Here is a 26,266-nt window from a genome sequence, read left to right as displayed (position 1 = left end):
TCGGCTCCTAAGAGAGGTTACTGAGGTTTTCATGCGCTACGTAGTACTGCACCCATTCCTGCAAGGTGTTCAGCCGGGCGACTTCATCGAATGGGGTTTTTCTGCCAAGGGTCTGGTTGATTCGCGTGTGGGCCATGACGACGCTCAGGGATGAGGCGCCATAGGTATAAATGGAGTTTTCAGGCCGCAAGTCGCGGGTGCCCAGGATGCTGGACCAGGCTTCCAGCACCGCGGAGCCTGCAGGGTGGGGCGCAATATGAACGGCCTGTTCGTCCGCCAGTGATTGCAGCGCGCGTTTATCCACCTTGCCATTGGCCGTCACCGGCAGTTCGAACAACCGATGGATGCGCGATGGCAGCATATAGGGGGGAAGCCGGCTGGATAGCAGGCTCAGTAACTTGCCTTCGTCGGTATCCGGCCAGCCATGCTGGAACACAATGAAGGCATGCAGGCAGCTTTCCAGAGGATTCATGGCGCGGGCCAGCACCACCGCTTGGGCGATGCCCGGTAACTGCATCAGCCCCTGTTCGACCTCGGCGAGCTCGACGCGGTAGCCGTGGATCTTGACCTGTTCGTCGATGCGGCCCTGATAGCGGAAAACCCCATGTTCGTCCTCGATCACATAGTCGCCGGTACGGTAATAGATACCTTCTGGCAGGCGCAGGAAACGCTTGCAGGTCAGTTCGACGTCCAGATAGCCGAGGGCCAGGTTTCGTCCGCCGAGGAGCAACTCGCCGGACGTGCCGGGTGTGACCTCTCGAAGGTCGGCATCGACGACTTTGGCGTAAACCTGGCTGAGCAGATGGCCAATCGGGATGACCTGCGCCTGGGCATCCTTGAGTGTGCCCAGGCTATGCCAGGTGGAAAACACGGTGTTCTCGGTCGGGCCGTAGCCGTTGATGAGGGTGATGCCTGGATTGGCCGCCAGCAGCGCCCGGGCATGCACCGGCTTGAGTACTTCGCCACCGACGTACAGCACCCGCACTGCGGCGAGCATGTGCAGGCGGTGCTGCGCCACCAGATGAAACAGCGAGGTGGTCAACAGCAGCACGTCGCACCGGGCTTTTTGCACCGCCTCGGAAAGGGTCTCGATATTGAAAGCGGGTTTGTGCAAGGTGACGCAGGCACCTGTCAGCAAAGGGACCCAGACCTCAAACAACGCGGCGTCAAAGCCGATCGAGGAGTGATGAACATAGTTGCGCGCCAGGCCTTGAACTTGCCGCTGTACGTTCTCCACCAGGTTCAGCAGCCCATCCTGGCCAATCAGCACACCTTTGGGGACGCCAGTGGTGCCGGAGGTGAACATCACCGTGAGCGGATCGATGTCCATTGGATACGGCCGGGTGGGCCGGCGAAAGGCTGGACCTTGGGCGCTAAGGGCGCCGCTTTCGTCAAGACGCAAGTGGGTCAGGCGTGGATCTAAATTGACTGCTTCGGGCTGGTCGAGCAGCAAAACATGGTTGCAGCCCAGTTGATCAAGCTGCGCGACAATGCGCTTGGCGGGGGTGCCGGGATCGATGGCAACATAGGCCAGCCCCAGCTTGGCGCAAGCCAGCAGCGTCACCAGATAGTCCAGGCAACGATTGGCGACCAGCGGCAGGCATGGGGTATCGGCCAGGCCCCGCTGGGTCAATTGCTCGCACAGCCCCAGTACTCGCTCATGCAACTGTTGATAGGTAATCGACGCGTCTTCAGCGACAACCGCGACCGCGTCGGGCGTCACCGTGCAAATCGATTGGAACTTGCGAAACACCCGGGTTGTGGACCGATTATGTGTGTTCATCGGTTGGCCTGCGCTGTGTCGCGGGTCAGAAAACAGCTCATGGCCTGGTACAGCTGTTCATGGCCGTCGACAAAGTCGTGATGATGTCCGGCCGGGTCTTCGATCAGTTGGCAGTCAGGCAGCCACTGCGCCACGTATTTTGAAGACGCAGTGTCGGTGTAGCGATCGTTGCTGCCACACCAGACCAGGGTGGGTGTCTTGACGGCCTGGGCGGTGCTCGCCACTTCCAGGCTCGCCAAGTGGTTGAGGAAGGTCAGGTATTGGTGAAAGGCCTGTAGCTCGCGCAAAGGCCGGACCTGTTGGTAGCGGTAGTCGCTGGGGGTATAGCTGCACGCGGTGTGGATCAGGCTGACGGCTTCATACACTTGGGCCCAGTTCCCCTGCGCGATCGATTGCATCATGCGTTCGACGTCGCGTTCATACTGGCTCTTGGCAATTTCATCGCCCCTGAGAAAGTAGGCGCCGTTGAGCAATAGCAATTTGCGGCAGGCACCCTGGGTCGCGGCCAACAGCGCCAAAGGTGCGGAAGAGCAGTAACCCACCAGAGCATCCAGGCTTACGCCCTCAGGCAGCGCAGTGCGCAGTTGCGTGAAAAAATCGCTGACCCCCGCGCTCGGTGTCAGTTGCGCTGTGGAGGCATAGGACAGCAGGGCGTCACTTTCCAGAATGATCACATTGAAGCGGCTGATGAAAAACAATGCGGCGTTCTTCATGTAGAAACACTGCGTGCCGACTGGCGATAACAGCAGCAAGGTCTCCCGGGCCGGATCAATTGGCAGGCTCTGTACACAGATCACCTTGCCGGCGCGCGGCAGGTTCAGGGTCAAGGGGAACAGGCTGTGCATGGCGTACCTCATCAGGCGTAATGGGCCGCCGTTGCCGGCTGCAACTGATCGATGATGGTTTGTTTGCACGGCTTTAGGAAAAACTGCTCCATGTTGATATTCGCGCCAAACGCCTCATTGACCCGGCCGATCAATTGAATGGCCGTCAAGGAGTTCGCGCCCAGGTCGAATATGTCCTCGGCATTGGCGACGGGCCTGCGGAAGAACTCTTCGAAGAGGGTGTCGAGTGCTTGTAGGTTCATGGTTCACCTGTGGTTTGGTCGGTGAAAGGGGCCGGTCGCCCGGCCCGTCGGTACGCTTTAGGCCGCGGCGCGGCTATCCTCGGCCTGGAGGAGAGTGGCGTCCAGCAAGTCCCATAACGCTTCCAGGTTATTGAGGAAATCATCGGCGCCCTGGACGATTGCCGTGCTGTTCTCGGCGCTGAGGACTGACCCTACGGCTTCGATGGCATTCTGTTCGTGCTGGCATTCGGCGCCGGTTTCACCGTAGTGCTCCAGCAGGTAGTGCATGGCCGGCTCGTCGAAGCTGGCGCGGTACAGGCCGCTATCAATCAGGCAGGCTTTTTCTCCGGGTATCAGTTGGCGATTGGAGATGATCTCCAGGGCCAGCGCGGTGCCCAGGCTTTTGTACACATCCTGGGGCGCCGTCGATTTGCGTGCTTCAAAGGTGTGGATGGCTTTTTTGGTTTGCGGCATCAGGCCGGTGGCAAAGTCGTAACCAGGCAGTTGGCCGAGCAACTTGTCGGAGCAACGCTTGAGCATGGACTCGATATGGGCCTGGTCGGACAGGTCGTCGAACAACGCCTTGCCCGGCACTGAACGGTTGATGATATGCCCGGCCATCATCGCCAGTTCCGGGCCATGGTTTTCCTCGCTGTCGACGATTTCCTGCAGCAGATGGCTTTCGGTGGGCAGGCCGATCTGCTTCAGGCCTTCAGGCAGGTTCCAGCCCGGGCGGGTGGCATCGCAAAAGCTGCGTATATGGTGGAACAAGGCGCCGATAGCTTCGGTTCTGGGGTTGACCCGGGCCCAGTTGTGGAAGATGGGGTGGCTGTAGCAGCGATGGGTTTTGACACGGTCCACAAGGGTTTCTATACGCATGATCGATCTCCCAAGGATTGGTTACGACATAGGGTTCCTTACTGCTTTAAAGGAAGGGTGGTGCTTTAGTGACCGACAATCAGGCGACTGCCCGACAGGCCGGGTTTACTGATGGTCACGTCCATGAACCCAGCCTGTTCGAGCAGCGCTCGCCAGCCTTGCTCAGAAGGAAACCGTCGATCCATGAAGTGGGTATGTAAAAACGTGAACGCCAGCGAATAGGCGTTGTTTTGCCAAGGCGTGTCGTCGGGGATGGCGTCCGCAATCACCAGTTTGGCGCGGGGGGATGCGCCCTTGATGGCCGCCAGCAGGCGCGGCAGAACCTGGCTTTGCGTCGGGTTCAGGTCATGGAACACGAAGCCTGCGTGAATGACATCGACGTCCTTGAGCAAGGCCGGATCGTTGATAAGGCTTTCAACCGGTGCATGAATCACCTGGATCCGCTGGCTCAGGCCTTTGCCTTCAATGATTTCCCGGGCTTTCTGGCAAGCGCTGGCACTCAGGTCTATGCCAATTGCCGTGGCCTGTGGCAGTTGCTCAAGCAGGCGGATCAGCAGGCCGCAAGTGCCTGAGCCGAAATCAATGATTTTTTGCGGGTTGGCTTGCAGGATTTCCTTTTCGGCATGGGGATAAAAGTCGGTCGCCCCCATCCATTTGGACGTCCTGGCCACGTGCTCACCATTGCGTACGTAGGTGTCGATAGCACCCTGCATATCATTGGCGAACTGCACAGGGTGTTCGATCAACGGCGCGCAGGACTGCAAGGCCCACAGCAGGTAGCCGCAGTTGTTCACCGCCGCCGGCAGTTCGGCGGTGCCCTTGTAGCTTTCGGGGTCAGGGCCAGGCGCGGCCAGCCCCAACTTGCATAGCGCGTTGAGGTAGGACACGACGAAATGGTGCTTGGCGCCGCTCAGGTCTACGACCTGTTGCGCATCGAAGGGCTCTGCTTGCAACAGCAGCTCGACAACGCCCAGACGTGCGCCCATTTCCAGGAAAATCGACTTCCCGGCCAGGTTCTGCGCCGAATCCACGGCGGTTGCTGAAATGACCTCTACCACGACTACCTCCTTGTTGTGCGGTAAGCACTCACTTTTAAGTTTTGCGGTCGAAAAAGTTTTCCAGTGCAATAGCGGCCTTTATCAAGTGCTTGCGCACCAACTCCTCGGCGCGGTCCAGATCCTGGTGGGTGGCGGCCTCGACCATCGCCAGGTGTTCGTCCTGTGACATGTGCTCACGGCCCATGGCAGACAAGTGAAAGCGCAGGTAACGATCCTCCACGGACAGTTGTTTCTCGACCAGTTGCAAGAACTTGGCATGGGGCGTCTTCCCGTAGAGGCACATGTGAAAACGCTTGTTCAGCACCCCCAGTTGGTCCATTTCCGTTTCGTCATTCATCTGCTGGATCAAGTCCCTGGCCATCTGCAGATCTTCGTGGGTCAAGTAGGGAATCGACTGCCGTATGGCGGCCGGTTCCAGTGCCAGGCGGATCGCGTAGTTATCAAGGCCATCGGCCTTCGATATCTGCGTCACGATCGCGCCTTTGTAAGGCACGAAATCCACTAGCGCCTGTGCCTCCAGTTTCTTCAGCGCTTCTCGAACCGGCATGCGACTGACGTTGAAGGTCTGCGCCAGCTCCTCTTGGCGCAACACCTCTCCGGGAGGGAGCCGGCCCTCCAGGATTGCCTGCTTCAGCACCTGTTCAATCTGCTCGCTTGCTGTTCTGTGTTGAATCTCACCCAGGTCACTAAGCCGTTTGCTTTTCAAATCTACTACTCACTACTATTCAGACGAAGCAACCAATATCCATTGGATATTGGTTTAGCATCGTATTTTCGATTGTGCAAGTTTGTTCCTGTCACGGCTCGAAAAGTCGACAAGCGAGGTGGCGGTGATGAGTGTTTCAAGCAAGCGATGGAGTGCACGCAGTGGTCGACCCGTGGCTTGGTGGAGCCTGATCAGCACAGGTGCGAGTGCAGCGCTGATAGGGTTTATCAGTACTTTTTTTATTGTGCTGCAGGGTTTTTACAACGTCGGGGCTTCACCCAGCCAGGCGGTCAGCGCCCTGGCGGTACTGTGTCTGTTTCAGGGAGGGCTGGGGATCGCCTACTCCTTGTTAACCCGAAAGCCGTACGCGTTTGCGTGGTCGACACCGGGGTCGGCGATCCTGCTTGGGTATAACCAGCCCCTGGTTGGGTTTGGTGAAGCAGTCGGTGCCTTTTTCATGTCCGGGGTACTGATGCTGGCGCTGGCCGTGGTACCGAACATTGCCCGCTATATTGAAAAAATACCCGCCAGCCTGTCATCGGCGATGCTGGCGGGGGTTTTGCTCTCACTGTCCACCTCGTTTGTACCGGCCTTTGAGCGCTACCCCTTGATCATGGGAGTGGTGGCCGCCCTTTGGTTGGTGCTGTTTATCTTCAAACCGTTATTCGCCTTGCCGGTGACGCTTTGCGCGCTATTTGCCTATTTCCTGCTCCAGCCACCGCTGGCACCGGTGGTGGAGGCTTCAGCCCTGACGTTTGAGTGGGTAGTGCCGGTCTTCACCTTGTCTTCGTTTATCAACCTGTCCATCCCACTGTTTGTGGTCACGTTGTTTTCACAGAATATTCCCGGCTATCTGATTTTGCGTAATAACGGCTACACCAGCCATTTCCCCGGGATGTTGTTCGTCACCGGATTCGCCACCAGTTGTGCCTCCCTGTTCGGCTGCCACAATCTCAACCTGGCAGCGCTGACGGCGGCCATGTGTGCCGGGCCCTTGGCCTGCGAAGACAAGTCGCAGCGGTATATCGCCAGTTGTGCGGCGGGCATCAGTTACTGGGTCATGGCGTTCTTTGCCGCCGGGTTGGTGAGCCTGTTATCGGTCATTCCTTCGGCGGTTGTGCTGGCGCTGGCTGCACTGGCATTGTTCAGCACGCTGGCGGACGCCCTGAGGGACGCGCTCAAAAGTGATCTTTATTACCCGGCTGTCGCCACCTTGATGATCACCGTGTATTTCCCCGACTTCTTCCATGTGTCTTCTTCATTTTGGGGGTTGGCGCTAGGGTTTGTGTTCTATCTGGCCTACAGCAGGAAAAAGCGCGGCTGAAAAGCACCTGTCAACCTGCCCGCCGCCGCTGACTTAGGTTAACCTTGATCATTCGATGTGCTACGTACAGCGCCATGCCGCTACGCAGGCCCTGTTCTCATCTTTTTACGAGGTCCATATTTTGGCTCAATACGTTTTCACCATGCATCGGTTGGGCAAAGTTGTTCCACCGAAGCGGGAAATCCTGAAAAACATTTCGTTGTCCTTTTTTCCGGGCGCCAAGATCGGTGTGCTCGGCCTCAACGGTTCGGGTAAGTCCACGCTCCTGAAAATCATGGCTGGCGTCGACACCGAGTTCGAAGGCGAAGCCCGCCCGATGCCCGAACTGAACATCGGCTACCTGCCGCAAGAGCCGATCCTGGATCCGTCCAAGACTGTGCGTGAAGTGGTCGAGGAAGCCGTCAGCGTCATCAAGGACGCCCAGGCCCGCCTGGACGAGGTCTACGCCGCCTACGCCGAGCCGGATGCCGACTTCGACAAACTGGCCGCCGAACAGGCCAAGCTCGAAGCCATCCTGCAGGCCGGTGACGGTCACAACCTGGAACGCCAGCTGGAAGTCGCCGCCGATGCGCTGCGCCTGCCGGCGTGGGACGCCAAGGTCGAGCACCTGTCCGGTGGTGAAAAGCGCCGCGTGGCCTTGTGCCGCCTGCTGCTGTCGGCCCCCGACATGCTGCTGCTCGACGAACCGACCAACCACTTGGACGCCGACTCCGTGGCCTGGCTGGAACACTTCCTCCATGACTTCCCGGGCACCGTGGTTGCGATCACGCACGACCGGTACTTCCTGGACAACGTCGCCGGCTGGATCCTGGAACTCGACCGTGGCGCGGGTATCCCTTACGAGGGCAACTACTCCGGTTGGCTGGAAGCCAAGTCCGACCGTCTGGCCGCTGAATCCAAGCAGCAGTCGGCCCATGAAAAGGCCATGAAAGACGAGCTGGAATGGGTGCGCAAAGGCGCCAAGGCCCGTCAGTCGAAATCCAAGGCCCGTCTGCAACGCTTCGAGGAAATGCAGTCCCAGGAATTCCAGAAGCGCAGCGAGACCAACGAAATCTACATCCCGGCCGGTCCGCGCCTGGGTGACAAGGTCATCGAGTTCAAGAACGTCTGCAAAGGCTATGGCGACCGCGTGCTGATCGACAACCTGTCGTTCTCCATGCCTAAAGGCGCCATCGTTGGCGTGATCGGTGGTAACGGTGCGGGTAAATCCACGCTGTTCCGCATGCTGATGGGCAAGGAGCAACCGGATTCGGGCACCATCGAAGTCGGCGAAACCGTGCAACTGGCCTGCGTCGACCAGAGCCGCGAAGACCTCGACGGCAGCAAGACCGTGTTCCAGCAGATTTCCGACGGTTCCGACCAGATCCGCATCGGCAACTATGAAATCCCGTCGCGCACCTATGTCGGCCGCTTCAACTTCAAGGGTGGCGACCAGCAGAAGTTCGTCAAGGACCTGTCCGGTGGTGAGCGTGGTCGCTTGCACCTGGCCCTGACCCTGAAAGAGGGCGGCAACGTCCTGCTGCTCGACGAACCGTCCAACGACCTCGACGTTGAAACCCTGCGTTCCCTGGAAGAAGCCCTGCTGGACTTCCCGGGCGCCGCGATTGTGATCTCTCACGATCGGTGGTTCCTTGACCGCGTGGCGACACACATCCTCGCGTACGAAGATGACTCGCAAGCTGTGTTCTTCGAAGGCAACTACACCGAGTACGAAGCCGATCGCAAGAAGCGCCTGGGCGAAGCGGCTGCCCAGCCGCATCGTGTACGGCACAAGAAACTGGCCTGAATCGGGTCGGTGGTTTGAAAAGCGGAGCCTTCGGGCTCCGTTTTTTTGGGGCGCATTTCAGGTACGCCGAGGTGACTTCATCGCAGGCAAGCCGGCTCCCACATTAGATCGAGTACCTGCGCTACAACACGATCAAATGTGGGAGCTGGCTTGCCTGCGATAGCGGTTTAACTATTGGTGCATTCCCTGAGTTGAAATCCCCGTTAGGGGGCAGAAAATCGGGGTTATTTATATCCAATGCACCATTTAAATTCACAAAAGCGACATTTTGCCCTGTCGCGGTGCGACATGAATTGATAAAGTCCTGGGCAATTCGCCATTAACGACAATAAATCTGCCGAGACTTTTCATGATCGAATCCGTCGAATCCTTCCTTGCCCGCCTCAAAAAACGCGACCCGGACCAGCCGGAATTCCACCAAGCCGTGGAAGAAGTCCTACGTAGCCTGTGGCCTTTTCTTGAAGCCAATCCCCACTACCTGACTTCGGGCATCCTCGAGCGCATCTGCGAGCCGGAACGGGCCATTACCTTCCGGGTATCGTGGGTCGATGACCAGGGCAAGGTCCAGGTCAATCGCGGTTTCCGTATCCAGATGAACAGCGCCATTGGTCCCTATAAAGGCGGCCTGCGCTTCCATCCGTCGGTCAACCTCGGGGTGCTGAAATTCCTCGCCTTCGAGCAGACCTTCAAGAACTCCCTGACCTCGCTGCCCATGGGCGGCGGCAAGGGCGGCTCGGACTTTGATCCCAAGGGCAAGAGCGACGCCGAGGTCATGCGTTTCTGCCAGTCGTTCATGAGCGAGTTGTATCGCCATATCGGCGCGGACGTGGACGTACCCGCTGGCGACATTGGCGTGGGCGCCCGGGAAATCGGCTTTCTGTTCGGCCAGTACAAGCGCCTGAGCAACCAATTCACCTCGGTGTTTACCGGTAAGGGCATGAGCTACGGCGGCAGCCTGATCCGCCCCGAGGCCACCGGTTTTGGCTGTGTGTACTTCGCTGAAGAAATGCTCAAGCGCCAGGGCCAGCGTGTCGAAGGCAAGCGCGTGGCGGTTTCTGGCTCGGGCAACGTCGCGCAGTACGCGGCGCGCAAAGTCATGGACCTGGGCGGCAAAGTAATTTCCCTGTCCGATTCCGAAGGCACCCTGTATTGCGAAAGTGGTTTGACCGAGGAGCAATGGTCGGCGCTGCTGGAGCTGAAAAACGTACAGCGCGGGCGCATCAGCGAATTGGCCTCGCGCTTCGGCCTGGAATTCCGCGCCGGCAAGACCCCGTGGGAACTGGCCTGCGATATCGCCCTGCCATGCGCGACCCAGAACGAACTGGACGCCGAAGCCGCCCACCACCTGTTGCGCAACGGCTGCATCTGCGTGGCCGAAGGCGCCAATATGCCGACCACCCTCGAGGCTGTGGATATCTTTATCGACGCCGGCATCCTGTTCGCACCGGGCAAAGCCTCCAATGCCGGCGGCGTGGCGGTGAGTGGCCTGGAAATGTCGCAAAACGCCATGCGCCTGCTGTGGACCGCCGGTGAAGTGGACAGCAAACTGCACAACATCATGCAATCGATCCACCACGCCTGTGTGCACTACGGTGAGGAAAATGGCCGGGTCAACTACGTGAAGGGCGCCAACATCGCGGGCTTTGTGAAAGTGGCCGATGCAATGCTGGCCCAGGGCATCGTCTAAGCCATAACGCTGATCCACTGTAGGAACTGGCTTGCCATCGCTGGCACGCCAGTTCCTACAGAGGTGTTATTGGCTGCGATAGGCCCGTGCGGCGTCGCGGTCCTTCTCTTGCTGCCAGGCGCGCTCGCGCTCGTCCCAGTGGCGCTCCCGGTAGTCCTGCTGGTCCTCGCTCTCGCGCATGGCCTTGCACTGGCGAAAGCCATCCTCCCAGCCTTCGGCGTAGGTGCGGTCCTTCACATAGCGTGGGACGTCCTTGCGAAACACCCCAGTGATCACCCCGGCCGCCTGGCGCCCACTGCCGCAGCCATCCTCAAAACCGTCGGCGAAGGCCGGTGGATAACCCCTGGCCAGCAACTCCTCGTGGGTGGTCTGGCACCCTGAAAGCGCCATCACCACGCCCAGCATCACAGCGAACCGCCACATCTCATACTCCCCGGCCGTCGAGCGGCTGATAAGGGAAGTCTAGAAGGGGATTCGTCGGGGAGATGTGAAAGCTGGGTGAGCTATTTGTTTGGACGACGTATTTTTGGTGGCAAGCCCGCTTGCCACAGGGGGTTATGTCGTGGATTGGGTGAGAGCGGCGTGTTCGGCCAATTCCTGCTGGATGAATGCGCTGATCATCGCCCGGTACACCTGTTCAGTGACGTCGGGGTTGGCGCCAAGGGTGTGCGATAGCTCGCGAACCTTGTTGATGACTTGTTCGACACGCTGGGGAGCCTTGACGCCGTCGCTGTCTTTTTTAAAGCGCGCAGCCTGGGAGACGAAACTGCCGCGTTCGGCCAGCAGGGCGACGATCTGGCGGTCCAGGCGGTCGATGTTTTCCCGGACTTGTTCAAGGGTGGTGCAGGTGACGGCCATATCGTGAGAGCTCCTGGATGTCAAAATGTGGCAGCGGGCTTGTCGGCGATGGCGGTGTGTCAGCCAGCATATGTGCTAGCTGAACCTCGGTCATCGCGGCATAGGTATCTACACAACTTTCAGAAACTGACGAACTCTCCTGTGGCGAGCGGGCTTGCCCCGCGCTGGGGTGCGAAGCAGCCCCAAAACCAGCCGCTGCGGTGTATCTGGTACAACGCATTCGTCTTATTGGGGCTGCTTCGCAGCCCAGCGCGGGGCAAGCCCGCTCGCCACAACGGCGCTATCTGCCTGGATTTAGGCGTTGCGGCAAAGTTGTGTAGATACCTATGGTCATCGCGGGCAAGCCCACACTGGAATTTCAGTGGGTTTTGCGCCGGGTCAGTAGTGATACCACTTCACTTCCAGCATCACTTCGTTCACCGGCGTGGCCATGTGGCTGAACTCGCGTTGTGCGCTCAGGCGTACGCCGAGGTTACGTGATACTTCCCACTGCTGATTCAGGCTGATACTACGGCGTACTTCGCCATTGGTGAAGAAGTCGCCCTTGGCCTCCAGGCTGAGGTTGCCCAGCGGGTTTTTCCACAAGACACCAGTGTTGAAGCCGGCCGCCGGGGAGATGAATTCACTGAAGTCGTTGTTATGTTCCACGCGCACGGTGCCGAGGGCGAAGCCGAGCATGTCGTCGTGCAGTTGCCAGGTGCCGCCGGCGCCGCCATTGACGTGGCTGACCAGGGTTTCGTCGTCATGTTTGCCCGGTACTCGCTCAAGGCCGCCGGTGACTTGCCAGGACAACGGCTGCAGCAGCTCATTGCGCGGGGTCAGGGAGCGGATGGTCGCCAGGTCCAGTTGCTGCAGTTGCCAGTTGTTACCTTCGTACTGGCGCAGTTTCATCTGCAGGATTTCAATCTGCGCGCCCAGGGGGAAGCCTTCGGCGTTGTCATTGAGGTCGTGGTAAGCCATGCGCAGGCCGTATTCGCCGAAGGCCTTGTCGCCACGGGTACCGATGCCTGCTTGCCAGGTGCGCGACTCATGGCCGTTTTCCGGCAGGCCAGGGCGATCGATCTGGAGGTCGGGCGCCGGGTTCTGGTTGATTGCCCGCAGCAACTCGAAACTGCGCTGGGAGCGCTCGCTGTCGCGCTCCAGGCCGTTGGCACGGTAGCGGCCAAGGCGGTAGGCAGCGTCGATGATCAGGGCCTGGCGGTCTTTGCCCAGGCTTTTGAACGTTGGGTCTTGCAGTTGTTTCTGGTCATCGCTGATCTTCAGCACCCATTGTTGCTCGTCGCTGTCCAGGGGCTTGGCGCGCTCCAGCAACTCCCGTTCACGGGACGGGCGGTAATCGATTTTTTCCACCAGGCCGGCGTCCTTCACCGCTTTTACGGTGTCGGTAGGAATGGCAGTCAGCGGGAACTGTTCGGTCAGGCGCAGGCCGGGGCGCGCCACTTGCAGCAGCTCCAGCAGGCGGTACGAACAGTTTTCATCGAAGAAGAAGTAGTCGAACTGGATCTGCTTGAGCTCCCACACGTGCTCGACCATGCGCTCGGTTTCGACCTGGGTCAGGTTCAGGCGGTATTCCCACAGGTCGCGGTTCTCCAGGCTACGGTATTCCGAGAGTTTTTCCTGGTAGGGCACCAGGGCAAACAGGCCGGGATAACCGCCCATCAGGCCTTTCCAGGCGTAGAGGATGCTGTTGTCCGAGCCTTCAATGTAGGCGCCGAAATTGATCGCGTAGCTGAGCAGGGCAGTCTTGTTGCTTTGTACGTCGGCCTGGTCGATGCGCAGCAAGGTATGGCCGAACATCGAGGACGGGCTGTTGAGATAGGCCGCCGGGAAGATCATCACCGCGCTGTGGGGCGCGACGTCCTTGAACCATTGCTTGAACTCGGCGCAGTCCACGGCCGGCAGGTCGCTCAGCTGCAACTGATCTTTGAGCCAGCGGGTGCGGGCCGGGTACACGCATTGGGTGTGTTTTTCGCCAAGGCTGGCCGGGGCGTACAACGCCTCTACGGTGGCCTTGAGCTCGGCGTCCGGGTGATGGGCACCGTCTTTGGCGATGAAGAATTTCTGGTCGCTGACATAGCTGCGCCAACCGCTGATCTTGCCGGCTTCGTAGTGCCCCAGCGAAAGCCAGAACGGATCATTGGCCAGTTGCTGCAAACGTTGATCATCAAGATGCGGCGCCGCAGACAGCGGGGCGCAGGCGAAGAGTGCCAGGTAGGCAAGGCGTTTGAGCATAGGGGCAACTTAAGTCGGAATAAATAAAGACCCAAAGCGGGCAGGTCCAAAAAACAAAACCCGCGCCGGATAAGGGCGCGGGCAGGTCGAGCTTAAGCCTGGGTGGCGTATTTCGCCAGGCGGGCATCGCCTTTGAGAACAGCGATGGTGTTGGAGTGCACGTCTTCTGCGGTTACGTCAGCCTTGCTGAAGATCTGCTGGAAGTGTTCGTGAGTCACTGCTGCGAAGTGATCACGATCCTCTGGAGCAACGCCCAGGACCACGGCATAGGTGGTCAGCGCTTCGCCATTGCCTTTGGCCATGTCTTCGGACAGCTCGTTCATCATGCCATTCATGGCAATCCACGATTTGCCGCCGTAGGTCAGCGCGCTGTTGGTGCTGCAACCGTTGGTGCCCGAGGTCATGCCGAAGGTGGCGTTACCGGAGGTGCCGTTGGTGGTGGAGGCCAGGAAGTGGGCCGGCGTGCCGCGCTGGCCTTCGAACAGCATGTTGCCCCAACCGCAGTTCGGGCCACCTGGCGCTTCGGCCATTGCATTGAGGGAGACAACGGTGAAGAGAGTACCGAGAAGGATCCGTTTCATAGCTTTGTTCTCTTAGTGTGCAAACCAATGGACAAGGGTTCAGGCGCCTCATGGCGCCCTAGGGGCCAGTTATTAGTCCAACCCGCGCAGTTTGGAGTTTAGGCATGTTCCAAGGGTTCCGTGGGTTTTTGTAAAACAATCAATGCAGACCGGTTTTTTTGCACGCCGCATCCCGTGTCTATGCTTTACCTCAGTCGTGCCTTGCCAGCCAGCTACGCACGGCGCCAGAATGCCGCCATTGCCCCGCCTGATGTAAGGAAGCCCGATGCCTGATCCTGTTGCTGCCAGCTTGCGTCTAGCGCCCGAAGCGCTGACTCGTCCTTTCTCCGCTGAACAGTTCAGCTTCTCGACCACCAATGACTTGGAGCCCTTTCGCGGTGTGCTTGGCCAGGAACGCGCGGTTGAAGCGTTGCAGTTCGGTGTGGCGATGCCACGCCCCGGTTACAACGTGTTTGTCATGGGTGAGCCCGGTACCGGGCGCTTTTCGTTCGTCAAACGCTACCTCAAGGCCGAAGGCAAGCGCCTGCAGACCCCGGCAGACTGGGTCTATGTCAATAATTTCGACGAGCCCCGCGAGCCCCGCGCCCTGGAATTGCCTGCAGGCGGCGCGGCCCCGTTCATTGCCGATATCAGTGGCCTGATCGACAACCTGGTCGCCACGTTCCCGGCGGTGTTCGAGCACCCGACGTATCAGCAGCGCAAAAGCGCCATCGACCGCGCCTTCAACCAGCGCTACGACCGTGCGTTGGACGTGATCGAGCGCCTGGCCCTGGAAAAGGACGTGGCGCTGTACCGTGACAGCACCAACATCGCCTTTACCCCGATGCTCGATGGCAAGGCCCTGGACGAGGCCGAGTTCTCGCAACTGCCGGAAGCCGATCGTGAGCGCTTCCACACGGATATTTCCGAGCTCGAAGAACGCCTCAACGAAGAACTCGCCAGCCTGCCGCAGTGGAAGCGCGAGTCCAACAACCAGATGCGCCAGTTCAACGAAGAGACCATCACCCTGGCCTTGCAGCCATTGCTGGCGCCGCTGTCGGAGAAGTACGCCGAGAACGCCGGCGTCTGCGGCTACCTGCAGGCGATGCAGGTCTATCTGCTCAAGACCGTGGTCGAGTTGTTGGTGGATGACGCGAAAACCGACGCCCAGGCGCGCAAGCTGCTCGAAGAGCAGTACTGCCCGAGCCTGGTAGTGGGCCATGCGCTCAATGGCGGCGCACCCGTGGTGTTCGAGCCGCACCCGACCTACGACAACCTGTTCGGCCGGATCGAGTACAGCACCGACCAGGGCGCGCTCTACACCACCTATCGGCAATTGCGCCCGGGGGCGCTGCACCGCGCCAACGGCGGCTTCCTGATCCTGGAAGCCGAGAAAATGCTCAGCGAGCCGTTTGTCTGGGACGCGCTCAAGCGGGCCCTGCAATCACGCAAGTTGAAGATGGAATCGCCACTGGGCGAGTTGGGCCGCCTGGCCACCGTGACCCTCAACCCGCAAGTGATTCCATTGCAGGTGAAGGTCATCATCATTGGCGCCCGTTCGCTGTACTACACGTTGCAAGACCTGGATCCGGACTTCCAGGAGATGTTCCGGGTACTGGTGGATTTCGATGAAGATATCCCGATGGTCGATGAGAGCCTGGAGCAATTTGCCCAATTGCTGAAAACCCGCACCTCGGAAGAAGGCATGGCACCGCTGACCTCGGATGCCGTGGCGCGGTTGGCGACCTACAGCGCTCGCTTGGCGGAGCACCAGGCACGCCTGTCGGCCCGGATTGGCGACCTGTTCCAACTGGTCAGCGAGGCGGACTTCATCCGCCACTTGGCAGGCGACGAACGCACTGACGCCGGGCATATCGAACGTGCCCTGAAAGCCAAGGCCACGCGTACCGGGCGGGTCTCTGCGCGGATTCTCGACGACATGCTCGCCGGGGTCATCCTCATCGACACGGCTGGCGCCGCGGTGGGTAAATGCAACGGGCTGACTGTGCTCGAGGTCGGTGATTCGGCGTTTGGCGTGCCGGCGCGGATTTCCGCCACGGTGTACCCGGGCGGTAGCGGCATTGTCGATATCGAGCGCGAGGTCAACCTTGGGCAACCGATCCACTCCAAGGGCGTGATGATCCTCACCGGTTACCTGGGCAGCCGTTATGCCCAGGAATTCCCCCTGGCGATCTCCGCGAGCATTGCCCTGGAGCAGTCCTACGGTTACGTCGACGGCGACAGTGCCTCGTTGGGCGAGGCCTGTACATTGATTTCGGCGCTGTCGAAGACGCCGCTCAAGCAGTGCTTTGCCATCACCGGCTCGATCAACCAGTTCGGCGAAGTGCAGGCGGTGGGCGGGGTCAACGAGAAGATCGAAGGCTTCTTCCGTCTGTGCGAGGCTCGTGGTTTGACGGGCGAGCAGGGCGCGATCATTCCCCAGGCCAACGTCGCGACGTTGATGCTCGATGAGAAGGTCTTGCAGGCCGTGCGGGCAGGGCAGTTCCATGTGTATGCCGTGCGCCAGGCCGACGAGGCGTTGAGCCTGTTGGTGGGCGAACCTGCGGGAGAGCCGGATGCAGAAGGGCAATTCCCCGAGGGTAGCGTCAACGCCCGCGTGGTTGAGCGTCTGCGGGCGATTGCCGAGATGATCAGCGAGGAAGACCTCAAAGAGGCGGAAAAGGAACTGGCGCAGCAGGCGTTGGCTGAGGCCAAGCCAACCTGATGTATCCATTGTAGGAGCCGGCATGCCGGCGATGGCGGTCTGTCAGGTATTGATAGGCCAGCAGCTTTGGCGCTATCGCCGGCACGCCGTCTCCTACAGGGGGTGCCATATTTTTGGCTCAATTGTATGGGGCCAACCGCCGTTGGTCCCTACAACCTTGGTTTGTACAGGTTTTCTTCTATTCTCAGCTCAAGGGATATCTACAGGAGTCATGGGATAGAGACAGCCTTGCACTTGGAGGCTGAACACCGGATCTACCGAGGGTCGCCGCCATGCCGCGCAGCCTTTGCCTCACCCGCCAGTGCCTGGGCCTGGTTACCCGAATTGAATGTTCCATTCGTCCTCTTGCGGGGGACGCAGGGATGTGGACGTTGCTGTTTGCCGCCGGAATGACCGGTGAGCAGCCCTCGACCATCAAGTCCCAAGGGCCGTTCCACGGGCCGTTCGTCGCGGAAAACATTCTTGAATCCATCGTGCAAAGCCTGACCCTGCACGGCTACGAACTGGCCGACGACCCGCAGATATGGTGCATTCACCTGCAAGCCCATCTGCGCCAGCTCAACGGCGGCCGGCCCCACGCCCTGCACCTGTAACCCGCAACCCCTGTAGGAGCCGGCTTGCCGGCTCCTACAGGTTACTTGGTCTCGGGTTTGTCCAGCTTGACCTCAAAGCCGTACTGCACCGTGTTCAACGCCGTGCGTTGGTAGGTTTCAAGCTCGGTCGGCCGGCCATAAAAGTAATGCACATCAAACAGTGCAGTGCCGTATTCCTGGGCGCGATGGCTGACGCCGAGGATTTCCTTCAAGTAGTTGCCGCTGGCGTCCTTGGCAAAGAACCGCCAGCTGTCTGAAGGAAAAAGCGCCTGGTCGACAATCAGCGCGTTGTCCTGGAGCGACAGGCCCTTGGGCAATTGTGCCGTGCTGACGGTGCTTTTTTCGATGGTGGCGAGGAACAGTGGGATCGATCCCACGGCAAACCCTGGGTTTTCCGGGAATAAATTCAGATCGTAGGTGATCGTGCCGCGCCATGGGTCGACCTCAAAGGCCTCGGTGGGCAACTCGATGGGCTCGCCGCGCTTGCCTTCATCGTTTGCCGTAAAGAACGTCAGCGGTGCATCGCTGCTGGTGCGTGTAGAGCCGATCAGGTCGTCATTGAACGTGAAAGGATGGTCAAAGGCGATGTGGGCGGCGCTGGCGTCCTCCACTGACTGGCTGATGGTGATGCTGCTTTTCAACTGGTCTTCGGTGAGGCTGGCGCTTTGCAGCCAGTCTGCGGCCTGGTCGTCATACACCGTGACCGGCATGGGCAGGGCCTGCACGGTTTTTTCCAGGCTGTTTTTGTCGAAGCGCCGGATCGGCAGCTCAAGGTCCTTGCGGGTGAGGGTTGCTTCGGAAAAGTCCAGTACGCTGACCTGCAGGTTATCGATCTGCCCATTGAAGTAGACCTTGGCGTAGTGGCTGGCCTGCTTTTGTTCAAAGGCTTTCTGCTCGTCCCCCAGCTGTTTCTCAAAGGCGTTGGACCAGGTTTTCTGCTTGCGCATCTGCGCCAGTTGTTGCTCGTAGAACGCCACCTGGGCGGCGCTCTCGTTGATTGAGCCGGAGCGGGAAAGAAACTGCCCTGTAGTGTCGCGGGCCTGGACGAGCAGCGGGTTGGGCGATTCATCCGCTACTTGCGGCGCCAGGGGCGCGGTGTTGGTCAGTTCGATCTCGGCGTAGTTGTTTTCCAGGGCCAGCAGGGTAACGGTGAGGTTTTCCTCGCTGCGTTTCTGGCCCACGTCTTTGCGAGTCAGGTCGAAGGTCAGGACTTTGCGCGGTGCGATGACCTCGACCTGGCCCTTGAGCGTGACGGGTTGGGGCTGGCTCTTGTTGTCCGTCTCGATGCCTTCGATGAACGGATAGGTGACGGTCAGATCGTCCGGGTTGGTCAGGTTGGAGCTGCTGGGGCTCAGTTGAATGCCGGGGTCGGTTTCCGACCATTCCGGCTGGAATGGGATGATCTTGTTGTTGCTCAAGGTCACCGATTGCCATTCCAGGCCATGGGGAAAGGGGAATTGGTCCGGCATATTGAAGCTGAACGGGAACACCGGTTGCAGATCGGTCAGGTAGTCCGAGTGCGAGTTCTTGCGCAGGACGAATAGCCCGTTGATGTAGGTATCCACCAGTGCTTGTGGCGTCGGGTAGTGCGCAAGCGCGGCCAGGGTGTTTTCCCCGTACTCGGTCTCGACGGGTTTGGTGTCGAGCTTGATGCGCGCACGCTCCAGCAGCAACAGCGAACCGCCCAGTTCGGCTACGGCCTCCTTGAGGCGTGGGTCCTGGATGGCGTCCAGGGATTGCTCGAACTGAGCGGTTTTTTCTTCGAGACTGGCTTGCTTGTGCTCGTCGCTGGGGGAGCAGCCACTGGCCGCCAGCAATGCCACACACAGGCCAAGACTGGCCAAGGGAGATCGCACATCCATTATTTGAGATTCCTGTCTGGCAGCATCGAGCCACTTTGATGAGGCCGACACTAGCAGAAAAATTGTCTTACAGAAGCGCTACAGGTCAGTTTCCGGGTGGTTATGGCGCGATGTACGTGGCTGATATACTCGCCGCCATTTCTAGCCACGCTGTGTGAGACTCCATGGAACGCTTTATCGAAAATGCAATGTATGCCTCCCGCTGGCTGCTGGCGCCGATCTATTTCGGCTTGTCCCTCGGGCTGCTGGCGTTGGCGCTGAAATTCTTCCAGGAAGTGATCCACCTGCTGCCTAATGTCTTTGCGATGGCCGAGTCGGAGCTGATCCTGGTGCTGCTGTCGCTGATCGACATGGCCCTGGTGGGTGGGTTGCTGGTGATGGTGATGATTTCCGGCTACGAGAACTTCGTCTCGCAATTGGATATCGACGACAACAAGGAAAAGCTCAACTGGCTGGGCACCATGGACTCTTCGTCGCTGAAGATGAAAGTGGCGGCATCCATCGTGGCGATTTCCTCGATCCACCTGCTGCGTATCTTCATGGATGCCAAGAATGTCGATCCACAGCACCTGATGTGGTACGTGATCATTCACATGACCTTCGTGATCTCGGCGTTTGCCATGGGTTACCTGGATAAAGTCACCAAGCATTGATTCAGGCCCGGCGCCTTTTGGCCCGGGATTTTGGGCTCATCAAGCGTAGGGCGAGTGTGCTAGTCTGCTCGCCCTTTTAGTTTGGATAGCACGCAGAAACTGCGCTTTTGCAGGCCTTTGCGGTTGTCCTACAGCGGAGCCTTTCCATGTCCGAAGTTAATCTGTCCACCGACGAAACCCGCGTCAGCTACGGTATTGGCCGTCAGTTGGGCGACCAACTGCGCGACAACCCGCCACCTGGCGTGAGCCTGGACGCGATCCTGGCTGGCCTGACCGACGCGTTCGGCGGCAAGCCAAGCCGTGTTGACCAAGAGCAAATGGCTGCCAGCTTCAAGGTGATCCGCGACATCATGCAAGCCGAAGCCGCAGCCAAGGCTGAAGCCGCCGCAGGCGCTGGCCTGGCATTCCTGGCTGAAAACGCCAAGCGTGAAGGCATCACCACCCTGGCTTCCGGCCTGCAGTTTGAAGTGCTGACCGCCGGTGAAGGCGCCAAGCCGACCCGTGAAGACCAGGTGCGTACCCACTACCATGGCACCCTGATCGACGGCACTGTGTTCGACAGCTCCTACGAGCGTGGCCAGCCGGCAGAATTCCCGGTGGGTGGCGTGATCGCTGGCTGGACCGAAGCCCTGCAATTGATGAATGCCGGTAGCAAATGGCGCCTGTACGTGCCGAGCGAACTGGCTTACGGCGCACAAGGCGTTGGCAGCATCCCGCCGCACAGCGTTCTGGTATTCGACGTCGAGCTGCTCGACGTTCTGTAAGACCTGCTGATGGTTGCGCCTGGCTCTGCGTAGGCGCTGGCTTGCGTGCGATGCAGACGACTCGGTCTTGAGCTACACCGAGGTGCTGCTATCGCAGGCAAGCCAGCTCCCACATGAGCCCGGTGCAATCAGGGCTTTTCGGGTTGCTCATGGGTGAAACTTGCCATGCAGCTCTGTCACCGGGCGCAATGCTCGGGCATAGCAGAACAGAAACAGATTCCTCACTACCTCCTTCAGCACCCCAGGTTCACTGGAACTCAGGCCGTTGACGTCCAGGTCGCCCTGGTCCTGCAATTCATTCAGCGCTTCTTCTTCGAGCACCGCACACACTTCGCCGGTTTCCCGATGAAGGATCCGCAGGTAAGGGTGCGGACGGTCCAGCCAGGCATCAATCAAATAAGTCATGGTTCGCATCTCCTTGAAAGGTTTCAATGAGAATAATTCTTATTCGTAGAATAGCAAGTCCCTATTGGCAATTTCCTGATTTTTCTGTGTGGGCATTGTGCAAGGTCAAAAGGGATGGCTTTTTGCTACTTGGAGGGAGGTGAAGCGGGGAGGGTGAGACGCCATCCCGCGGCGGGCGCGGGATGGAGCAGGCAGGTCAGACCTTGCGGACGAACTCGGACTTGAGCTTCATCGGGCCGATACCGTCGATCTTGCAGTCGATATCGTGGTCGCCATCGCACAGGCGGATGTTCTTGACCTTGGTGCCGACCTTGACCACCAGCGAGGTGCCCTTGACCTTGAGGTCTTTGATCACGGTGATGGTGTCACCGTCTTGCAGGACGTTACCCACGGAGTCTTTCTTCACGGCTTCATCATTGGCTGCTTCGGCTTCACCACCGACGGACCACTCGTGGGCGCATTCCGGGCAGATCAGCTGGGCGCCGTCTTCATAGGTGTATTCGGAATTGCATTTTGGGCAGGGTGGCAACGTGCTCACTAAAGCTCCTTGAAAGTCAGGATGGCTAAAAGTCGCACATTATATAGGGTTTTGCTGGGGCGGGGGCGCTGCGGTCTAAATGTGGGAGCTGGCTTGCCTGCGATGCAGGCACCTCGGTCTATCAGCGGTACCGAGGTGATGCTATTGCAGGCAAGCCAGCTCCCACAGAGCGTTAGTGAGTACGGGCTACCGCAAACTCACTCAGCTCCACCAGGGCGTCCCGGTATTCGCTGGCGGGGAGGGCTTCCAGGCACTTGATGGCACGGGCCACGTAGTCGCGCGCCAGTTGTGCGGTGTACTCCAGAGAGCCCGAAGCTTCCACGGCTGCGCGGATGCTTTCCAGGTCCTCGATGCCGCCTTTCTGGATCGCCTTGCGCACCAGTGCCGCCTGTTCCGGCGTGCCTTCGCGCATGGTGTAGATCAGCGGCAGGGTCGGCTTGCCTTCGGCCAGGTCGTCACCGACGTTCTTGCCCAGGGTTTCAGCATCGCCGCGATAGTCGAGCAGGTCGTCCACCAGTTGGAAGGCCACGCCCAGGTGGTCACCAAAGGTGCGCAGGGCTTCGGCCTGTTCGGCAGTCGCCTGGCACAGGGCGGCGGCGCTGTGGGTCGAGGCTTCGAAGAGCATCGCGGTCTTGCCGCGAATCACTTCCATGTAGGTTTCTTCGGTGGTGCTCGCGTCACGCACCTTGGACAGTTGCAGCACTTCGCCTTCAGCGATGATGCGCGTGGCCTGGGACAGGATTTTCATCACCGGCATCGAGCCCAGTTCGACCATCATTTCGAACGAGCGCGAATACAGGAAGTCGCCCACCAACACGCTGGGCGCATTGCCCCACATGGCGTTGGCGGTCTCGCGACCACGGCGCATGCCGGACATGTCGACCACGTCGTCGTGCAGCAGGGTGGCGGTGTGCAGGAACTCGATAGTAGCGGCCAGCAGGCGCAGGTCATCGCCTTCGCGGCCCAGGGCCTTGCCACACAGCAACACTAATAAAGGACGCAGGCGTTTACCGCCGGCCGACGTAATATAGTCGCCAATTTTGGAGACCAGCGGCACTTTAGAAGTCAGTTGCTTCTTGATGATGTCGTCGACGGCGCTAAAATCGTCCGCCACCGCGCGGTAGAAAGCTTGGGGTTGCATCAGCGACAGTCGCTCCAGAAGGGTTGCGCGGCATGCTAGGACCCGCGCCCCCGGGTGTCAAGGCGCGTCCAGTCACCGTGAAAGCTACTGCGCTCGGTAATCCTGCGTCAAAAACAGGCTCGGAATGCTCATTTACAACCAGTAAACTCCGCTTCCTCGCCTGTTTTTTCCTTGTCTTCCCTTCGCTCGCTACGCTTTCCCGGCGACTGGCGGCTACTTGCAAGCCTTCCACAGCTTGCGTACAATCGCGCACCCTGAACTTCCTGGGCAGCACCTGCCTTACGCAATTGCATTCGGGACGTCCATCCCATGCAGCCATGCCAGCCAATACCTCTTCTTATAAAGCGCTGGGTGAGCAGGATTATCGGAGAAATACCATGTCGTACGCAGTAATTGTTACTGGTGGCAAGCAATACAAGGTCGCCCCAGGTGAATACCTGAAGATCGAAAAACTGGAAATCGCTACCGGCGAATCCGTTACTTTTGATCGCGTTCTGTTGGTCGCCAATGGCGATGACGTGAACATCGGCGCTCCAGTTGTTGCTGGCGCTACCGTTGTGGCTGAAGTGATCTCCCAAGGTCGTCACGATAAAGTCCGCATCATCAAGTTCCGTCGTCGTAAGCACCACATGAAGCGTATGGGCCACCGCCAGTGGTACACCGAGATCAAAATCACCGGTATTCAGGCTTAATTTCAGCCTAATTCCTCACTAGGAGAATTGACTCATGGCACACAAAAAAGCTGGTGGTAGTACCCGTAACGGTCGCGACTCAGAAGCCAAACGCCTTGGCGTTAAGATGTATGGCGGCCAGAAAATCATTCCGGGCAACATCATCGTGCGTCAGCGCGGCACCCAATTCCACGCCGGTTACGGTGTAGGCATGGGTAAAGATCACACCCTCTTCGCGAAAATCGAAGGCGTGATCAAGTTTGAAGTAAAAGGCGCGTTCAACCGCCGTTACGTGAGCGTTGTCTCGGCTTAATTGCGAGCTCGCTGGAAAAGCCCTGTCTTGCGACGGGGCTTTTTCGTTTGTGGGGTGAGTCTCTTGCAAAGCTGTTTGTGATGGGCTCAAGCGCTGGATTTGCGGTCGTTGATTGAGGTCGCTGCGCTCATTTTTGCAAGAGTCTTATGTCTTGGTTTCTTAAGCTCGTCCGTGCGGCGAGAGGCGTTTTGTTATGAAGTTCGTTGATGAAGTTTCCATCCGAGTAAAAGCAGGCGACGGCGGTAACGGTTGCATGAGTTTCCGCCGCGAAAAGTTCATCGAGAATGGTGGTCCGAACGGTGGTGATGGTGGTGATGGCGGTTCCATCTACATGATGGCCGACGAAAACCTCAACACCCTGGTGGACTATCGTTACACCCGGCACTTTGATGCCGAGCGTGGCTCCAACGGCGGCAGCACCGACTGCACCGGTAAAAAAGGTGAGGACCTGGTGCTGCGCGTACCGGTCGGCACCACGATCATCGACTCTGCGACCCAGGAAGTGATTGGCGACCTGACCAAGGCCGGCCAGAAGCTGATGGTTGTGCAGGGTGGCTGGCACGGTCTGGGTAATACCCGATTCAAGTCCAGTACCAATCGTGCGCCACGCCAGACTACGCCGGGCAAGCCGGGCGAGCAGCGTGACCTGAAGCTGGAAATGAAAGTACTGGCAGACGTTGGCCTGCTGGGCCTGCCGAACGCCGGTAAAAGTACCTTCATTCGCTCGGTGTCTGCCGCCAAGCCGAAAGTGGCGGATTATCCGTTCACCACCCTGGTGCCGAACCTGGGTGTGGTCAGTGTCGATCGTTGGAAGAGCTTCGTGGTCGCGGACATTCCGGGTCTGATCGAAGGTGCTTCCGATGGCGCGGGCCTGGGGATTCGCTTCCTCAAGCATTTGTCCCGTACCCGTCTGTTACTGCACCTCGTCGATATGGCGCCGCTGGATGAAACCAGTGCCCCGGATGCTGCCGAGGTGATCGTCAACGAACTGGCCAAGTTCAGCCCGTCCCTGGCTGAGCGTGACCGTTGGTTGGTGTTGAACAAGTGCGACCAGATCCTCGAGGAAGAGCACGAGGAGCGGGTCAAGGAAATCGTTGACCGCCTGCAGTGGGAAGGTCCGGTCTACGTGATCTCCGCCATTGCCAAAGAAGGCACTGAGCGTCTGACCCGCGACATCATGCGCTACCTGGAAGATCGTGCCGATCGCCTGGCTGCCGATCCGGTCTACAAGGCCGAGCTGGCGGATCTTGATCAGCGCATCGAAGACGAGGCGCGTGCGCAGTTGCAGGCGCTGGATGACCAGCGTGCCCTGCGTCGCAGCGGCGTCAAGTCGGTCCATGATATCGGTGACGATGATTGGGACGAGGAAGATGTGGATGATGAAGATGGTCCAGAAATCATTTACGTGCGTGACTGATCTGTTGCGATAAACTTAAACGCCGCTCAATCGAGCGGCGTTTTAGTATCTGGTAATCGGTAGTCATGAATAACGTTATGGGCGGCGCTGGGTCGCGTGGCCCTCAATCTAAGGTTGAAGATGATGCGGAGCAAAGTGACGGGTGCGCAACGCTGGGTCGTAAAGATCGGAAGTGCGCTGCTGACGGCAGATGGCAAGGGGCTGGATCGCGCAGCCATGAGCATCTGGGTTGAACAGATGGTGGCCTTGCATGAGGCGGGTGTCGAGTTGGTGCTGGTGTCGTCCGGGGCGGTTGCCGCCGGGATGAGCCGCCTTGGCTGGACCGCGCGACCCAGCGCGATGCATGAGTTGCAGGCTGCTGCGGCGATTGGTCAGATGGGGTTGGTGCAGGCTTGGGAGTCCAGCTTCGCCGAGCACGGGCGCCATACCGCGCAGATTCTGTTGACCCATGACGATCTGTCTGACCGCAAGCGTTACCTCAATGCCCGTAGCACCTTGCGTGCCCTGGTCGAGCTCAAGGTGATCCCGGTGATCAACGAGAATGACACCGTGGTGACCGACGAGATCCGTTTTGGCGACAACGACACCTTGGCTGCCCTGGTGGCCAACTTGGTGGAGGCTGACCTGCTGGTGATCCTCACGGATCGCGATGGCATGTTCGACGCCGATCCGCGCAACAATCCGGACGCCCAACTGATCTACGAGGCGCGTGCCGATGACCCGGCGCTCGATGCCGTGGCCGGCAGTGTCGGTGGTGCGCTGGGGCGTGGTGGCATGCAGACCAAGCTGCGCGCTGCGCGCTTGGCGGCCCGCTCTGGTGCCCATACCATCATCGTCGGCGGGCGCCTGGAGCGCGTGCTGGATCGCCTCAAGGCTGGCGAGCGCATTGGCACGTTGCTATCGCCCGAGCGTGGCATGCTGGCGGCGCGCAAGCAGTGGTTGGCCGGCCATCTGCAGACCCGCGGCACCCTGGTGCTGGATGCGGGGGCGGTGTCGGCGTTGTCCCAGGGTAACAAGAGCTTGTTGCCGGTAGGCGTCAAGCTGGTCCAGGGCAGCTTCCGCCGTGGTGAAATGGTGGTGTGCGTAGCGCCGGACGGTCGTGAGATCGCCCGTGGCCTGGCCAACTACAGCGCCCTTGAGGCGCAGAAAATCATTGGGCAGTCGTCTGAGTCGATTGTCGGTCTGTTGGGTTACATGGCTGAGCCGGAACTGGTTCACCGCGATAACCTGATCCTGGTTTAAAGG

General features: G+C 59.3%; 25 protein-coding genes. 11 read left to right on the top strand and 14 right to left on the bottom strand.

Going from position 1 to position 26,266, the window contains the following annotated elements; translation table 11 throughout:
• Positions 1–7: 7 nt before the first annotated feature.
• The 6 genes from GDV60_RS23330 to GDV60_RS23305 all read right to left on the bottom strand — a co-directional run bounded on the left by GDV60_RS23330 (position 8) and on the right by GDV60_RS23305 (position 5,492).
• A complete protein-coding gene (locus GDV60_RS23330) occupies positions 8–1,783 on the bottom strand; it encodes a non-ribosomal peptide synthetase (protein ID WP_159908873.1) in 1,776 nt (591 codons plus the stop codon).
• Positions 1,780–2,628, bottom strand: coding sequence for an alpha/beta fold hydrolase (locus GDV60_RS23325; protein WP_159908871.1), 849 nt, complete (start codon positions 2,626–2,628; stop codon positions 1,780–1,782). The genes GDV60_RS23330 and GDV60_RS23325 overlap by 4 nt, the downstream gene beginning before the upstream one ends.
• An 11-nt stretch (positions 2,629–2,639) precedes the next feature.
• The gene (locus tag GDV60_RS23320) at positions 2,640–2,870 is read right to left on the bottom strand and encodes an acyl carrier protein (protein ID WP_029292099.1); all 231 of its coding nucleotides are present in this window, start codon (positions 2,868–2,870) and stop codon (positions 2,640–2,642) included.
• A 57-nt stretch (positions 2,871–2,927) separates the two neighbouring features.
• Positions 2,928–3,710 (bottom strand): hypothetical protein, encoded by a 783-nt coding sequence (locus tag GDV60_RS23315; protein WP_256679343.1) that lies wholly within the window; start codon positions 3,708–3,710, stop codon positions 2,928–2,930.
• An 83-nt stretch (positions 3,711–3,793) separates the two neighbouring features.
• Complete coding sequence (locus GDV60_RS23310; RefSeq protein WP_029292095.1) at positions 3,794–4,786, bottom strand: trans-aconitate 2-methyltransferase; 993 nt, start codon at positions 4,784–4,786, stop codon at positions 3,794–3,796.
• A 34-nt stretch (positions 4,787–4,820) separates the two neighbouring features.
• Positions 4,821–5,492 carry a GntR family transcriptional regulator gene (locus GDV60_RS23305; RefSeq protein WP_029292093.1) on the bottom strand — a complete coding sequence of 224 codons (672 nt, stop codon included), beginning with the start codon at positions 5,490–5,492 and terminating at the stop codon, positions 4,821–4,823.
• Between the two features lie 127 nt (positions 5,493–5,619).
• Between GDV60_RS23305 and GDV60_RS23300 the strand changes: the two genes are divergently transcribed.
• The 3 genes from GDV60_RS23300 (at position 5,620) to gdhA (ending at position 10,289) form a co-directional block, all read left to right on the top strand.
• A complete protein-coding gene (locus GDV60_RS23300) occupies positions 5,620–6,816 on the top strand; it encodes a benzoate/H(+) symporter BenE family transporter (RefSeq protein ID WP_159908869.1) in 1,197 nt (398 codons plus the stop codon).
• 121 nt (positions 6,817–6,937) lie between these two features.
• Complete coding sequence (gene ettA, locus GDV60_RS23295; protein ID WP_029292090.1) at positions 6,938–8,602, top strand: energy-dependent translational throttle protein EttA; 1,665 nt, start codon at positions 6,938–6,940, stop codon at positions 8,600–8,602.
• Between the two features lie 349 nt (positions 8,603–8,951).
• Positions 8,952–10,289 (top strand): NADP-specific glutamate dehydrogenase, encoded by a 1,338-nt coding sequence (gene gdhA, locus GDV60_RS23290; RefSeq protein WP_029292088.1) that lies wholly within the window; start codon positions 8,952–8,954, stop codon positions 10,287–10,289.
• Positions 10,290–10,355: 66 nt separating this feature from the next.
• On the opposite strand, the gene GDV60_RS23285 is transcribed toward gdhA, so the two are convergent.
• From GDV60_RS23285 to GDV60_RS23270, 4 genes are all read right to left on the bottom strand, one after another.
• Positions 10,356–10,712: a hypothetical protein gene (locus tag GDV60_RS23285; protein WP_092230517.1), complete on the bottom strand. Its 357-nt coding sequence runs from the start codon at positions 10,710–10,712 to the stop codon at positions 10,356–10,358.
• A 132-nt stretch (positions 10,713–10,844) separates the two neighbouring features.
• Positions 10,845–11,147, bottom strand: a complete 303-nt coding sequence (locus tag GDV60_RS23280; protein WP_159908867.1) for a chorismate mutase — start codon at positions 11,145–11,147, stop codon at positions 10,845–10,847.
• 378 nt (positions 11,148–11,525) lie between these two features.
• Complete coding sequence (locus GDV60_RS23275) at positions 11,526–13,379, bottom strand: DUF4105 domain-containing protein (RefSeq protein WP_070994149.1); 1,854 nt, start codon at positions 13,377–13,379, stop codon at positions 11,526–11,528.
• Between the two features lie 92 nt (positions 13,380–13,471).
• The gene (locus tag GDV60_RS23270) at positions 13,472–13,960 is read right to left on the bottom strand and encodes a DUF3015 domain-containing protein (RefSeq protein ID WP_029292080.1); all 489 of its coding nucleotides are present in this window, start codon (positions 13,958–13,960) and stop codon (positions 13,472–13,474) included.
• A gap of 265 nt (positions 13,961–14,225) precedes the next feature.
• On the opposite strand from GDV60_RS23270, the gene GDV60_RS23265 reads away from it, so the two are divergent.
• Complete coding sequence (locus GDV60_RS23265; protein ID WP_029292078.1) at positions 14,226–16,664, top strand: Lon protease family protein; 2,439 nt, start codon at positions 14,226–14,228, stop codon at positions 16,662–16,664.
• A 272-nt stretch (positions 16,665–16,936) separates the two neighbouring features.
• Positions 16,937–17,257 (top strand): hypothetical protein, encoded by a 321-nt coding sequence (locus GDV60_RS23260; protein ID WP_029292076.1) that lies wholly within the window; start codon positions 16,937–16,939, stop codon positions 17,255–17,257.
• Between the two features lie 41 nt (positions 17,258–17,298).
• Here GDV60_RS23260 and GDV60_RS23255 read toward each other — a convergent pair whose 3' ends face one another.
• Entirely contained in the window at positions 17,299–19,119 is a 1,821-nt protein-coding gene (locus GDV60_RS23255; RefSeq protein WP_159908865.1) for a hypothetical protein, read from the bottom strand.
• A gap of 164 nt (positions 19,120–19,283) precedes the next feature.
• Here GDV60_RS23255 and GDV60_RS23250 point away from each other — a divergent pair, with 164 nt between their 5' ends.
• Entirely contained in the window at positions 19,284–19,772 is a 489-nt protein-coding gene (locus GDV60_RS23250) for a TIGR00645 family protein (protein ID WP_029292073.1), read from the top strand.
• Between the two features lie 146 nt (positions 19,773–19,918).
• Positions 19,919–20,536: an FKBP-type peptidyl-prolyl cis-trans isomerase gene (locus GDV60_RS23245; protein WP_029292071.1), complete on the top strand. Its 618-nt coding sequence runs from the start codon at positions 19,919–19,921 to the stop codon at positions 20,534–20,536.
• Between the two features lie 147 nt (positions 20,537–20,683).
• Here the strand turns inward: GDV60_RS23245 and GDV60_RS23240 are convergent, their stop codons facing one another.
• From GDV60_RS23240 to GDV60_RS23230, 3 genes are all read right to left on the bottom strand, one after another.
• Positions 20,684–20,941 (bottom strand): hypothetical protein, encoded by a 258-nt coding sequence (locus GDV60_RS23240; RefSeq protein WP_029292069.1) that lies wholly within the window; start codon positions 20,939–20,941, stop codon positions 20,684–20,686.
• Positions 20,942–21,137: 196 nt separating this feature from the next.
• Complete coding sequence (locus GDV60_RS23235) at positions 21,138–21,479, bottom strand: zinc ribbon domain-containing protein YjdM (protein WP_029292067.1); 342 nt, start codon at positions 21,477–21,479, stop codon at positions 21,138–21,140.
• Positions 21,480–21,651: 172 nt separating this feature from the next.
• Positions 21,652–22,620 carry a polyprenyl synthetase family protein gene (locus GDV60_RS23230; protein ID WP_092230507.1) on the bottom strand — a complete coding sequence of 323 codons (969 nt, stop codon included), beginning with the start codon at positions 22,618–22,620 and terminating at the stop codon, positions 21,652–21,654.
• 377 nt (positions 22,621–22,997) lie between these two features.
• Between GDV60_RS23230 and rplU the strand changes: the two genes are divergently transcribed.
• From rplU to proB, 4 genes are all read left to right on the top strand, one after another.
• Positions 22,998–23,312 (top strand): 50S ribosomal protein L21, encoded by a 315-nt coding sequence (gene rplU, locus GDV60_RS23225; protein ID WP_003176051.1) that lies wholly within the window; start codon positions 22,998–23,000, stop codon positions 23,310–23,312.
• A gap of 34 nt (positions 23,313–23,346) precedes the next feature.
• On the top strand, positions 23,347–23,604 hold the full coding sequence (gene rpmA, locus GDV60_RS23220) for a 50S ribosomal protein L27 (protein ID WP_029292052.1): 258 nt from the start codon (positions 23,347–23,349) through the stop codon (positions 23,602–23,604).
• 193 nt (positions 23,605–23,797) lie between these two features.
• The gene (gene cgtA / locus GDV60_RS23215) at positions 23,798–25,021 is read left to right on the top strand and encodes an Obg family GTPase CgtA (protein ID WP_154906582.1); all 1,224 of its coding nucleotides are present in this window, start codon (positions 23,798–23,800) and stop codon (positions 25,019–25,021) included.
• A gap of 123 nt (positions 25,022–25,144) precedes the next feature.
• Complete coding sequence (gene proB / locus GDV60_RS23210) at positions 25,145–26,263, top strand: glutamate 5-kinase (protein ID WP_070994146.1); 1,119 nt, start codon at positions 25,145–25,147, stop codon at positions 26,261–26,263.
• The last annotated feature ends 3 nt before the right edge of the window (positions 26,264–26,266 follow it).

It is taken from the genome of Pseudomonas sp. DTU12.1, assembly GCF_009873475.1.
Lineage (GTDB): Bacteria > Pseudomonadota > Gammaproteobacteria > Pseudomonadales > Pseudomonadaceae > Aquipseudomonas > Aquipseudomonas proteolytica.
The sequence above is the reverse complement of the archived record's forward strand: the minus strand, read 5'-3'. Positions and strand labels throughout refer to the sequence as shown.